Here is an 11822-nt window from a genome sequence, read left to right on the forward strand (position 1 = left end):
CGCAGCAGGGACCGGACCTCCGGGGACAGGGCCGGGCCGAGCCGGTCCCGCACCGACAGCGCGTCGTCGCCGAGGGCGCGCGCGGCGGCCAGCACCCGGTCCCGCTCCGGCCCCTTGGGCACGCCGGCGGCGGCACGCTCGTACAGCTCCGCGCCCTCCTCCAGGACCAGGCCGGTGTCGATCCCGGCCGGCACCTTGACCGACGCGGTGTGCCGCCAGGTCGCCAGCACATCGCTCCACGCCTCGACGCGGAAGGTCCAGCGGCCGGTCGCGTCCGGGGTGACCTCCGCGCCCCAGCGGTCGCTTCCGGGGGACAGCTCGCGCATCGGGGTCCAGGGGCCGCGCCGGCCGTGGGGATCGCGCAGGACCACGTTGGCGCCGACGGCATCGTGCCCTTCGCGGAACACGGTGGCCGTGACCTCGAAGGTCTCCCCGGCCACCGCCTTCGCCGGGCGCCTGCCGCACTCCACGGCCGGCCGGACGTCACGTACCGGTACACGGCCGATGGCCGGGGTCCTGCGCATGTATCTCACCTCCGCCGTGCGCGAAGCCGGGCACCCGGCCCGGCTTCGCGATCCGAAAGGGGCCGACCTGCCGGCCCCGAGGGGAACGCCTTGTACGGTGCCAGGTCAGGGGCTTGGCGCCGTGGAACGCCGCTCCGGTGGCGGCGCCCTTCTGGCCGACCGGCGCGAGCGCGGCCGTCCGTTCTGCTCGCGCAGGTAGGTGACCAGACTGGTGCGCAGATAGCGCTCGGCCGCGTCCGCCGCCTCGCGGGCACAGCGTTTGCCCATCAGCACGCACAGTGTGTAACCCGAGTCCTCGAAGGTCGCCCGTACCGTGCGGTCGTGGGGCGAGGCGAGCATCACGCGCTCCCAGGCCCGGTAACGCCGCAACTGCCGGGCCACTTCGGCCTTGGCGGGTAGCAGCATCGCCCTCTTCACCCTCCACGCTCTCGACTGGGCGCGTTCCCGACGGTCGGGTGGTGTCCGGGCACGGGAGGGCACGGCACCGTTACGGCGATCGAGGCTTTCACTTATGGTGCACGCGCGGCGACGCAGCGTCTTGTTGGATCTTCAACCAGTGTGACGGTGGTCTTCTCGTGTTGCACGAATGGCGTAGCGGCCGCAGGGTGGAGGTGACTCAGAAGCGATAACCGCTCACGCTATGCGTCCGGGAACCCTCTCGGACGGGGCAAGGGGAGCGAGAGCTTCGCGGGTGAGGAGCAAGCGACGATGAAGACCGCAGTGCCCTGCTACTACCACCTCGACGTGGAAGTCAGCCCGGAACGCGTGGGACAGGTCAGCCGCATCCTGGCCGCCCACCTCCGCTACTGGGACCTCGACAACCTCGTGGATCCCGTCTGCCACGGTGCCGAACTGCTGCTTCGGGCGATCGACGAGCACGCCGGCGACAAGCACACCTCCATCGAGATGTGGTGGAACGGACAGCACCTGATCACCGCCTTCGGCGGCGACGACCCCGATCTGCGCCCCGACCAGGACCTGCGCGCCTGCCTGGCCGACATCGCCGCGATGAGCGACGGCTGGGGCTGCTGCGCCGCGGACTCCGGAACCAAGATCATCTGGTTCTCGCAGCGCGCCCGCACCGCCGAGCGCGTCCCGCTGGTCCCGCTCGCCCCCGAGCCCGCGCTGCGCACCGGCCTCCGGGTGCCGCGCGAACTGCGCAGGGCGGTGCTGGCCACGCCCGCGGCGGTTCGCGAGGACGCGCTGGAGGGCAGCCGGTGACCGCCCGCAAGAAGCGCGCAGGGGTGCCCGTGTGGAGCGGGCACCCCTACCCGTTGGGCGCCTCCTTCGACGGACAGGGCACCAACTTCGCCCTGTTCAGCGAGGTCGCCGAGCGGGTCGAGCTGGTCCTCGTCGACGACGCCGGCACCGAGACCCCGGTACGGCTGCACGAGGTCGACGGCTTCGTCTGGCACGCCTACCTGCCCGGCATCGGCCCAGGCCAGCGCTACGGCTACCGGGTGCACGGCCCCTGGCAGCCCTCGTTCGGCAACCGGTGCAACCCCGCCAAGCTGCTGCTCGATCCGTACGCCCGGGCCGTGGACGGCCAGATCGACAACCACGCCTCCCTGTACGAGCGGGACCCGGACGGGCCCGCCCCGGGGGACAGCGCGGGCCACTCCATGCTGGGCGTGGTCACCGACCCGTACTTCGACTGGGGCGACGACCGGCCGCCGCGGACGTCGTACGCCGACTCGGTGATCTACGAGGCGCACGTCCGGGGACTGAGCCGCACCCACCCGGACGTGCCCCGCAAGCTGCGCGGCACCTACGCCGGCCTCGCCCACCCCTCGGTCGTCGAGCACCTGACCTCGCTCGGCGTGACCGCGGTCGAGCTGATGCCGGTGCACCAGTTCGTCCACGACGGCGTGCTCCAGGACCGCGGCCTGTCCAACTACTGGGGCTACAACACCATCGGCTTCTTCGCCCCGCACAACGCCTACGCCGCCTTCGGCAGCCGGGGCCAGCAGGTCAACGAGTTCAAGGCGATGGTGAAGGCGCTGCACGCGGCCGGCCTCGAAGTGATCCTCGACGTGGTCTACAACCACACCGCCGAGGGCAACGAGATGGGCCCCACCCTGTCCTTCCGCGGCATCGACAACGCCTCCTACTACCGGCTGGTGGACGGCGACTTCGCGCACTACTACGACACCACCGGCACCGGCAACAGCCTGCTGATGCGCCACCCCTACGTGCTCCAGCTCATCATGGACTCCCTGCGGTACTGGGTCACCGAGATGCGCGTCGACGGCTTCCGCTTCGACCTCGCGGCCACCCTGGCCCGGCAGTTCCACGAGGTGGACCGGCTCTCGGCGTTCTTCGACCTGATCCAGCAGGACCCGGTGATCAGCCGCGTCAAGCTGATCGCCGAGCCCTGGGACGTGGGGGAGGGCGGCTACCAGGTGGGCAACTTCCCGCCGCTGTGGTCGGAGTGGAACGGCAAGTACCGGGACGCCGTACGGGACTTCTGGCGGGCCGAGCCCGGCTCGCTCGGCGAGTTCGCCTCCCGGCTGACCGGCTCCTCCGACATCTACGCGCACAGCCGGCGCCGGCCGCGCGCGAGCGTCAACTTCGTCACCGCGCACGACGGGTTCACGCTGCGCGACCTCGTGTCGTACAACGACAAGCGCAACGAGGCCAACGGCGAGGACAACCGGGATGGCGAGAGCCACAACCGGTCCTGGAACTGCGGGGCCGAGGGCGACACCGACGACCCGGCCGTCCTCGAACTCCGGGGCCGCCAGCAGCGCAACCTGCTGGCCACGCTGCTGCTCTCGCAGGGCATCCCGATGCTCTGCCACGGCGACGAACTCGGCCGCACCCAGCGGGGCAACAACAACGCCTACTGCCAGGACAACGAGGTCTCCTGGGTGGACTGGAAGACGACCGAGGAACAGCGCTCCCTGACGGAGTTCACCCGGCGGCTGATCGCACTGCGGGCCGCGCACCCGGTGCTGCGCCGACGGCGCTTCTTCCGCGGCGAGACCGCGACGAACGCCGCGCAGCCGCTGCCTGACCTGATGTGGCTGCGGCCGGACGCGCGGGAGATGACCGGCCGGGACTGGCAGCGCGGTGACGCGCACTCGGTCGGGGCGTTCCTCAACGGCGACGCCATCGCCGAACGCGACGCCCACGGCCGCCGGATGACCGACGACTCCTTCCTGCTGCTGGTCAACGGCTACTGGGAACCGGTCGACTTCCGCCTGCCCGACGCGTCCTTCGGCGAGCGCTGGACCACCCTCATCGACACCGCCGACCCGGAGGGCCTGCCCGACGAACGCGAACGCAAGGCCGGCACGAAGCTCCGCGTGGAGGCCCGGAGCCTGATCCTGCTGTCGCGGCCGTCGCGGTCGGAGGGCTGACGGGAGAACGGGGGGGAGCCGTGTGGCTCCCCCCCCCGTTCTCCCGGCCTAGCGTTCCCGGCGTGAGGTCACCGTGAACTGGGCGCCGTCCGGGTCGCGGAGGATCGCCTCGTCGTCCTGCTCGCTCAGGACGCTGCCCCCGTGCTTCTCCGCCGCCCGGACGCAGCTCGGTACGTCGGTGACGGCGAAGTGGACCTGCCAGTGCGGCCGTACGGACGGGTCCGGCGCCGCCTCCACCGCTCCGGAGTCGATCCGGGCCACCACGTCGCCCTGGCTGCGCAGCACGACCTCGCCGCCCGCGTACTCCACTTCGCAGCACCCCGGCTTTCCCGACGCCCAGTCGAGGATCTCGCCGTAGAAGATCGCGGAGTCGAAGGCGTTGCGGGTGTGCAGCCGGATGGACGTCGGGGCCGCCCGGCGCCACGCCTCCCAGTTGGACACCAGCTCGCCCTGCCAGATGCCGAACGTCGCGCCGTCGCGGTCGGCGAGCAGCGCGGCCCGGCCGGGCGGGAAGGACAGTGGCCCGACGGCCGCCGTACCGCCCCGCTCCCGGGCCCGGGAGACGGCCACGTCGGCGTCCGGCACCGCGAAGTACGGCGTCCAGGCCACCGCCATCTGCCACATCGCGGCGACGGCGGCGATCCCGGCCACCGGCACCCCGCCCGCCAGCGCGATCCGGAAGTGTTCGCCGAGCTTGGCACCGCGCCAGCGCCAGCCGAGGACGGCCGTGTAGAAGTCCTGGGTGGCCCCCAGATCGCGGCTGGTCAGACTCACCCAGCACGGCGCGCCGAAGACCGAGTGCGTGGAGACGACGTCCCGGCGCCTCGGCCTGCCGGCGCCCGGCGCGTCGCTGACGGGGGTCTCTTGGTTCATGGAGGTCGCGTCCTGCTCTCGGGGCCCGGCGGCCACCGCTCAGCCACCAGTGTCCGGCCGGAAGGGGCTGGTTCGCCTGCCGAGTACCCCAGGTGGCAGGGGTCCAGGCCACCCGCGCCGTGGGGGCATGGGCGTGAGCCGGTCAGCGGGTCTCGGCCAGGAGCTGCTCGCGCAGCCGGTCGAAGCAGGCGCTCAGCAGCCGTGAGACGTGCATCTGCGAGATACCGAGCTGCTCGGCGATCCGGCTCTGCGTCATGCCACCGAAGAACCGCAGGTAGAGGATGGTGCGCTCGCGCTCGGGCAGTGCTTCCAGGCACGGCTTGACCGCCGCCCGGTCCACCACCAGGTCGAAGCCCAGGTCCGGGGCGCCGAGGGAGTCGCCGAGGGCGTAGCCGTCGGTGCCGGCCACCTCGGCGTCCAGCGAGAGCGCGGAGAAGCACTCCAGCGCCTCCATGCCGGCGCGCACCTCGTCCTCGGTGAGCCCGGTGTGCTCGGCTATCTCGGCGACGGAGGGCGCCCGGCCCGAGGTCGTCTGCGCCAGCTCCTTGGCCGCCGAGCGGACCCGGTTGCGCAGGTCCTGCACCCGGCGCGGTACGTGCAGCGTCCACATGTGGTCCCGGAAGTGCCGCTTGATCTCTCCGGTGATGGTGGGGACGGCGTACGCCTCGAAGGCGCGGCCCCGCTCCGGGTCGTAGTGGTCGACGGCCTTCACCAGGCCCAGCGCGGCCACCTGGTACAGATCTTCCAGATTCTCCCCGCGGCCCCGGAAGCGCACGGCGATCCGCTCGGCCATGGGCAGCCACAGCCCGACCAGTTCGTCCCGGAGCGCCTGGCGCTCGGGTCCGTCGGGCAGCTTCGCGAGCCGCGCGAAGGACTCCGCCGTGTCGGGGGCGTCGTCGTGAGGGTGACGGGACTTCGTGCTGTCGGTGACACGCATCGTGCGCACCTCTCTCAGCAGGTGCCGAATGGACAGACACGTGGGAGGCGCGCTCGGACCAGAGGAGGGAACCCGGGACGTCCGGCCTGGGCCGGCTCCCACGGAAGGTGCCTCCTGTCCGAAGCACTGCGTCCATTATCCCCCTTTCGGGTAATTCAAAACAAATAGGTCGAAAAGACGAGCGATCGAACGAGTGGCGCCCTCTTGACCAGCCCTTGGGCGGCGATACCTCTGTCACAGAGGTAATCTCGGCGATGTGGAAGACGACGCACGACAGCGAGCGGACACCGCGACCCCAACCTTCCCGGAGGAGCTGGCCGACACGTTCGTCCGCGTCCAGCGCCTGATCCGGCGCCGGCTGCGCGGCGGGCTCACCGGGCCCCGGCTGCGGGGCGCCGAGGTGGAGCTGCTGCGCCTGGTCGCCGCCCGGCCCGGGATCGGGATCTCGGAGGCGGCCCGGGAACTGCACCTCGCGGGCAACTCGGTGTCCACCCTGGTCAACCAGCTCGCCCGGGACGGCTTCCTGGTCCGGCAGACCGATCCCGCCGACCGGCGTGCCGCCCGGCTGCTGCTCACCGACGCCGCCGGACAACGGCTCGCGGACTGGCGGCGGCGCCGCGCCGAGCTGTTCGGCCGGCAGCTCGACCGGCTCGACGAGGCCGACCGCGAGGCCCTGCGCGCCGCCCTGCCGGCCCTGCGCAGACTGGCCGCCACGCTGCACGAGGAGGCCGAGGACGGATGACGGAAGGCCCGCACACCATGAGCACCGACACCCCGGACCCCCGGGACGCTCCGGACCCCGGCCCCGGCGAGGCCGTCGCCTGCACCCGGCTCACCTACTCCTTCGGTGAGACCACCGCCGTCGACGCGCTCGACCTGACCGTGCGCGAGGGCGAGGTGTTCGGACTGCTCGGGCCGAACGGCGCCGGCAAGACCACCGCCATCCGCTGCGTCACCACCCTGCTGCCGGTCTCCGCCGGCCTGGTCCGGGTCTTCGGGCACGACGCCGCCAAGGACCGCATGGCGGTACGCCGCCTGCTCGGCTACGTCCCGCAGCAGCTGTCCGCCGACAGCGGGCTCACCGGACGCGAGAACGTCGCCCTGTTCGCCCGCGTCTTCGACGTCCCGCGCCGCGAACGCGCCGCCCGGGTCGCCGAGGCCCTCGCCGCCGTGGACCTCGCGGACGCCGCCGACCGCCTCGCCGGCACCTACTCCGGCGGCATGGTCCGCCGCCTCGAACTCGCCCAGGCCCTGGTCAGCGCGCCACGGCTGCTGATCCTCGACGAACCCACCATCGGCCTCGACCCGATCGCCCGCACCGGCGTCTGGGACCACATCAACGCCGTACGCGCCGCCACCGGCATGACCGTCCTGGTCACCACCCACTACATGGACGAGGCCGACCAGTACTGCGACCGGGTGGGCCTCATGCACCGCGGCCGCATCCGCGCCCTCGGCACCCCCGGCGAACTGCGCCGCGGCCTCGCCGAGCGCCGGGGCACCGACACCGAGCCCACGCTGGAGGACGTCTTCCGCGACATCGCCGGCAGCGGCCTCGACGACAACACCGCAGGAGGTTTCCGCGATGTCCGCAGCACCCGCCGCACCGCGCGCCGCGTCGGCTGACGGCTCCCCCGAACCGGGCACCGCGCTGCTGCTGAGCCCGCCGGTGCCGCGCGCCGGCTGGCGGCTGCTGCCCGCCCGGGTCGCCGCGATGTGCACGGTCGAACTCCAGAAGCTGCGCCACGACCGCACCGAGCTGTACACCCGCGCCGTCCAGCCCGCCCTGTGGCTGCTGATCTTCGGCCAGACCTTCACCCGGATCCGGGCGATACCCACCGGCGGCATCCCGTACATCGACTACATGGCGCCGGGCATCATCGCCCAGTCCGCCATGTTCATCGCGATCTTCTACGGCATCCAGATCATCTGGGAGCGGGACGCCGGCATCCTCAACAAACTCCTCGTCACCCCGACCCCACGCTCGGCGCTGATCACCGGCAAGGCGTTCGCGGCCGGGGTCAAGTCCCTGGTGCAGGCGGTCGTCGTGATCGTCATCGCCGCGCTGCTCGGTGTCGCGCTCACCTGGAACCCGCTGAAGCTGCTCGGCGTCGCCCTCGCGGTGGTCCTCGCCTCGGTGTTCTTCTCCTGCCTGTCGATGACCATCGCCGGTATCGTCCTCAGCCGGGACCGGCTGATGGGCTTCGGACAGGCGATCACGATGCCGCTGTTCTTCGGCTCCAACGCCCTCTATCCCGTGTCGGTGATGCCGGGCTGGCTCCAGGCCGTCAGCAAGGTCAACCCGCTCAGCTACCAGGTGGACGCCCTGCGCGGGCTGCTGCTCGGCACCCACGCGCACCTCGCCGCCGACTTCGGGGTGCTGGCGGTGGCCGCCGCGCTCGGCATCACCGCGGCCTCCGCGCTGCTCGGCCGGCTCGCCCGCTGACACCGGCGGCGGACGTGCTGACGCCGGCCGCGGACGCGCTGACGCCGGCCGCGGACGTGATGTGCGGCACGCGCCCGGATCCGGTGCGAAGGCGCCGCGCGGAGTTCCCGCTGCGCAGCGCTTGATCACCGATCAAAGCGGGCGAACCCCCTGGCCACGCCGCATTCCGCTCATTTGACAGTGCGCTCGGCGCACAGATAGACAGCAGCTCTCGGAGGTCGAGAGGGGCACTGTGTACGAGCCGAACGTGGTCGGGGACTGGCACGAGTACGACGAGCATGCCGGTCTGCGGGTCCGCGTCCACCGCCTGGAGGCCACGGAGCCGCCGCGCGGACGCGACGACGCCGCGGCCGGGCTGACGTACTTCAGTGTCCGGATCACGGTCGAGAACCGCGGGGCACGGCACCTCGGCATCCACCTGGAGGACGGCCAGATCGACGTCCGGGTCGGCCCCGACGGCGAGGGCGCCTTCATCGACTGGCGCAACTCCCAGTTCATCGAGGGCTTCGACGTCTACCCGCTGCGCCGGGCCACCGCCGTCGTGTACGCCGCCGCGCCCGAGGCGGCGCTCAGCCACGTGGACGTGCAGGTGCAGCTGCGGGTGGACGAGGAGTGGGCCGAGCGCCGGCTGTGGGCGGGCGGCATCGGCGTCGCGGAGGCCACCACCGCCCCGGCCTCCGCCGGAACCGGGGGCAGCCTCGCCCACCAGCTCAGCGCGTTCCTGCGGGACCAGACGGAGCCCGGCACCGCCTGAGGCCGGGCCCCGCCCGCGCCGCTCAGTGCGGGATGCCGTCGATGATCTCCCGCGCGCCCTGCCGCAGCAGCGCCACCGCGACCGAGGTGCCGAGCGTGGCCGGGTCGAGCCGGCCCGCCCACTCGTGGGCGTTCAGGCGGGTCTTGCCGTCCGGCGTGAACACACAGGCGCGCAGCGAGAGTTCGCCACCGCGGTCCACGCGCGCGTAGCCGGCGATCGGGCTGTTGCAGTGGCCCTGGAGGACGTGCAGGAACATCCGCTCGGCGGTCGCCTCCCGATGCGTGGCCGGGTCGCCGAGGCCGCTGACCGCGTCGATCAGCGCGGTGTCGTCCTCCCGGCACTGGAGGGCGAGGATGCCCGCGCCGATCGGCGGCATCATCGTCTCCGGTGACAGCACCTCGCTGATCACGCCGGTGCGGCCGATGCGCTCCAGACCGGACACCGCGAGCAGCAGCGCGTCCGCCTCTCCGGCGGCCAGCTTCTCCAGCCGCCGGTTGGCGTTGCCGCGGAACGGCACGCACTCCAGCTCGGGGTGGGTGGCGGCGAGCTGGGCGACCCGGCGCACCGAGGAGGTGCCGATCCGGGTGCCCGCCGGCAGCTCGTCCAGGGTGAGGCCGCCCGGGTGGATCAGCGCGTCCCGGATGTCGTCCCGCTTCAGGAACGCGGCGAACACCGTCCCGGCGGGCAGCGGCCGGTCGGCGGGCACGTCCTTGACGCAGTGCACCGCGAGGTCCGCCTCGCCGGCGAGCAGGGCGGCGTCCACCTCCTTGGTGAACGCCCCCTTGCCCTCGACCTTGGACAGATCGCCGAGCCACTTGTCACCGGTCGTCTTCACCGGGACCACCTCGGTCCGCACCCCCGGGTGCAGCGCGGCCAGTTCGGCGCGGACCCGCTCCACCTGGGCCAGGGCCATGGGCGAGTCACGGGAGACGATGCGGATCAGTTCCGGCGCAGACATGGGGGACACGATAGACCCACGGCCCCCCGGACCGACGGCCGACCGGCGGGTGCCGCTCAGGCGTTGGGGTCGAACGGGATCCCGGACGGCTTCGCCGACGCCAGGTGCGAAGCGAAACTGTCGTCCTTCAGTCCGAAGTGGGCACTTCCGAAGTCGTACGCGCTCAACTTGTCACGCAGGCCGGCCGGGTAGCCGTTCCAGCCGACCAGCGGCGGGTACTGCCAGGTGTGCTTGTGGTTCTCCGGCGGCTCGTCGTTGGTGTTGGCGAGCCGGAAGCAGTGCGTGCCGATGCCGTCCTTGTGGTAGACGACCTTCGCGTGGGTGCCCTCGAAGCGGACCTCGGAGGCCGGGTGCACCGTGAACGAGCCGTGGTTGGACGTCGACACGTACCGCACCTGGCCGTCCCGCACCCACACCGCCACGTGCTCCCAGTCGTTGCGGTGCCCGCCGAGGCTGCTGCCGGGCAGCGCCTGATCCTTCTCGAAGTACAGGCCGTACAGGTAGGCGCACCAGCCGTTGTCGCACTTGGAGCGCGAGTAGCTGTTGGTGTTGTCCAGGTCGGAGGCGTCGCGGCAGTTGCCGTTGAGGGCGCCCGTCGGGTTCAGGCCCGGGTTCACGGTGCCGTCGGGGCCGATGGCCGGGGACGAGTAGCAGCCGTCGGTGTCGTAGTCGAAGGCCGGCTGGTACGTCAGGTCGGCGGCGTCGGCGTTCCGCGGCAGCGCGCCGGGCGGGGCGGCGAAGGCGAGGGCGGGGAACGCGATGACGAGGGCGGCGGCAGCGGCCGGCACACCGAACCAGCGGGCGCGCCGGGCGCGCGGGGACAGCGAGCGCAACGGATCCTCCAACAACCGTGGGGGGTGGGGGAGTTCAGGATCCCGGTTGTGCGCAGCGTTGCCAAGGGTCCCAGGCGTCACGGGAGTGAAGCCCGGCCGAACAGCCGCCGTTCCCGTGCTGCCGGGCTATCCCGGGTCGTCCGGCAGGTCGGCCGCCGACTCCTCGGGCGTCAGGTCCGGGCGCAGCCGCAGCCAGGACGGCTGGCGCAGCAGCCCGGTCCGGGTACGGGTGCTGAAGCGGACCTCGCCCACGATCCGGGGCGCCACCCAGCGGGCCTCCGGAATCCGGGGCGCCGGGTCGAAGGGGCAGCGGTCACTGGCGGCGCCGGTCAACAGCGCCGCCAGTTCGGTGCGTTCGGCCGTGCTCCAGCCGGTGCCCACCCCGCCGACGTAGCGCAGCAGGCCGCCGGAGCGCTGGCCGACCAGTACCGCGCCCGGCAGCCCGGTCAGCCGGCCCTTGCCGGGCAGCCAGCCGCCGACGATGACGTCCTCCGCCCGCATGTTGCGGATCTTGATCCAGGCCCGGGAGCGGATGCCCGGCTCGTACGCCGAGTCCAGCCGCTTGCAGACCAGGCCCTCCAGGCCGTGTTCCCGGGTCGCCGCGAGCGCCTCGGCGCCATGCCCGGTCACGGCCCCCGGCGTCGACCAGTACGGCCCGGACAGCCCCAGCTCCGCCAGCCGCGCCCGCCGCCGTGCGTACGGCTGCCGTACCAGCGAGCGGCCGAGGTACGGCACGTCGAAGAAGACCAGGTGCACCGGCACTCGGGCGGCCCGGCGCGCCGCCCGCGCGGGGGAGCGGACGAGGCCCATCCGGCTCTGGAGCAGTTGGAAGTCGGCCCGGCCGCGCTCGTCAAGGGCCAGCACCTCACCGTCCAGCACGACGGGTGTGCCCCGCAACGCAGCGCCCAGCGCGGCTAGTTCGGGGTAGGTCCCGGTGATGTCCTCGCCCGAGCGGGCGCGCAGCAGCACACTGCCGTCACCCGGCAGGTAGACCATCACCCGCTGGCCGTCCTGCTTGGTCTCGTACGCCCACCGCCGGTCCTGGGCGGCGGGCGGCAGCCGGCCGGGCGTGGCGAGCATCGGCGCGATGAGCGGCAGCGGCGGTACGGCGGTCACGGCTGAAGTTCTCGACCGC

The 11822-nt window shown here is 72.6% G+C and carries 13 protein-coding genes; 6 read left to right on the plus strand and 7 right to left on the minus strand.

What is annotated here, in order from left to right:
* Positions 1–524 (minus strand): maltotransferase domain-containing protein (locus NX794_RS35600; RefSeq protein WP_258783856.1); only part of this gene is annotated, 524 nt, incomplete at its 3' end.
* A gap of 105 nt (positions 525–629) precedes the next feature.
* Positions 630–929, minus strand: a complete 300-nt coding sequence (locus NX794_RS35605; RefSeq protein ID WP_258783857.1) for a DUF5133 domain-containing protein — start codon at positions 927–929, stop codon at positions 630–632.
* A gap of 303 nt (positions 930–1232) precedes the next feature.
* On the opposite strand from NX794_RS35605, the gene NX794_RS35610 reads away from it, so the two are divergent.
* The gene (locus NX794_RS35610) at positions 1233–1745 is read left to right on the plus strand and encodes a pep a2 (protein ID WP_258783858.1); all 513 of its coding nucleotides are present in this window, start codon (positions 1233–1235) and stop codon (positions 1743–1745) included.
* A 23-nt stretch (positions 1746–1768) separates the two neighbouring features.
* A complete protein-coding gene (glgX, locus tag NX794_RS35615; protein ID WP_428986023.1) occupies positions 1769–3886 on the plus strand; it encodes a glycogen debranching protein GlgX in 2118 nt (705 codons plus the stop codon).
* Between the two features lie 48 nt (positions 3887–3934).
* Here the strand turns inward: glgX and NX794_RS35620 are convergent, their stop codons facing one another.
* Positions 3935–4759 (minus strand): VOC family protein, encoded by an 825-nt coding sequence (locus tag NX794_RS35620; protein ID WP_258783860.1) that lies wholly within the window; start codon positions 4757–4759, stop codon positions 3935–3937.
* A 142-nt stretch (positions 4760–4901) separates the two neighbouring features.
* On the minus strand, positions 4902–5696 hold the full coding sequence (locus NX794_RS35625) for an RNA polymerase sigma factor SigF (protein ID WP_258783861.1): 795 nt from the start codon (positions 5694–5696) through the stop codon (positions 4902–4904).
* A gap of 256 nt (positions 5697–5952) precedes the next feature.
* On the opposite strand from NX794_RS35625, the gene NX794_RS35630 reads away from it, so the two are divergent.
* The 4 genes from NX794_RS35630 (at position 5953) to NX794_RS35645 (ending at position 8896) form a co-directional block, all read left to right on the plus strand.
* Complete coding sequence (locus NX794_RS35630) at positions 5953–6438, plus strand: MarR family winged helix-turn-helix transcriptional regulator (protein WP_258783862.1); 486 nt, start codon at positions 5953–5955, stop codon at positions 6436–6438.
* A gap of 17 nt (positions 6439–6455) precedes the next feature.
* The gene (locus tag NX794_RS35635; protein ID WP_258783867.1) at positions 6456–7322 is read left to right on the plus strand and encodes an ABC transporter ATP-binding protein; all 867 of its coding nucleotides are present in this window, start codon (positions 6456–6458) and stop codon (positions 7320–7322) included.
* Positions 7282–8142: an ABC transporter permease gene (locus NX794_RS35640; protein ID WP_258783863.1), complete on the plus strand. Its 861-nt coding sequence runs from the start codon at positions 7282–7284 to the stop codon at positions 8140–8142. Before NX794_RS35635 ends, NX794_RS35640 begins: the two co-directional genes overlap by 41 nt.
* Before the next feature lie 232 nt (positions 8143–8374).
* Positions 8375–8896 (plus strand): hypothetical protein, encoded by a 522-nt coding sequence (locus tag NX794_RS35645; RefSeq protein WP_258783864.1) that lies wholly within the window; start codon positions 8375–8377, stop codon positions 8894–8896.
* Positions 8897–8918: 22 nt separating this feature from the next.
* On the opposite strand, the gene hemC is transcribed toward NX794_RS35645, so the two are convergent.
* The 3 genes from hemC to NX794_RS35660 all read right to left on the minus strand — a co-directional run bounded on the left by hemC (position 8919) and on the right by NX794_RS35660 (position 11767).
* Entirely contained in the window at positions 8919–9854 is a 936-nt protein-coding gene (hemC, locus tag NX794_RS35650) for a hydroxymethylbilane synthase (protein ID WP_258783865.1), read from the minus strand.
* A 56-nt stretch (positions 9855–9910) separates the two neighbouring features.
* Entirely contained in the window at positions 9911–10687 is a 777-nt protein-coding gene (locus NX794_RS35655; RefSeq protein WP_258783866.1) for an NPP1 family protein, read from the minus strand.
* A gap of 126 nt (positions 10688–10813) precedes the next feature.
* Positions 10814–11767 carry an ATP-dependent DNA ligase gene (locus tag NX794_RS35660; protein WP_258783868.1) on the minus strand — a complete coding sequence of 318 codons (954 nt, stop codon included), beginning with the start codon at positions 11765–11767 and terminating at the stop codon, positions 10814–10816.
* Between the last annotated feature and the right edge of the window lie 55 nt (positions 11768–11822).

The sequence above is a fragment of the Streptomyces pyxinicus genome, assembly GCF_024753135.1.
GTDB classification, from domain to species: Bacteria; Actinomycetota; Actinomycetes; order Streptomycetales; family Streptomycetaceae; genus Streptomyces; species Streptomyces pyxinicus.

Coding starts and splice junctions, on each gene's coding strand:
- NX794_RS35605 (WP_258783857.1), bottom strand. CDS start 929: ATGCTGCTACCCGCCAAGGCCGAAGTGGCCCGGCAGTTGCGGCGTTAC.
- NX794_RS35610 (WP_258783858.1), top strand. CDS start 1,233: ATGAAGACCGCAGTGCCCTGCTACTACCACCTCGACGTGGAAGTCAGC.
- NX794_RS35620 (WP_258783860.1), bottom strand. CDS start 4,759: ATGAACCAAGAGACCCCCGTCAGCGACGCGCCGGGCGCCGGCAGGCCG.
- NX794_RS35625 (WP_258783861.1), bottom strand. CDS start 5,696: ATGCGTGTCACCGACAGCACGAAGTCCCGTCACCCTCACGACGACGCC.
- NX794_RS35635 (WP_258783867.1), top strand. CDS start 6,456: ATGAGCACCGACACCCCGGACCCCCGGGACGCTCCGGACCCCGGCCCC.
- NX794_RS35640 (WP_258783863.1), top strand. CDS start 7,282: ATGTCCGCAGCACCCGCCGCACCGCGCGCCGCGTCGGCTGACGGCTCC.
- hemC (WP_258783865.1), bottom strand. CDS start 9,854: ATGTCTGCGCCGGAACTGATCCGCATCGTCTCCCGTGACTCGCCCATG.
- NX794_RS35660 (WP_258783868.1), bottom strand. CDS start 11,767: ATGCTCGCCACGCCCGGCCGGCTGCCGCCCGCCGCCCAGGACCGGCGG.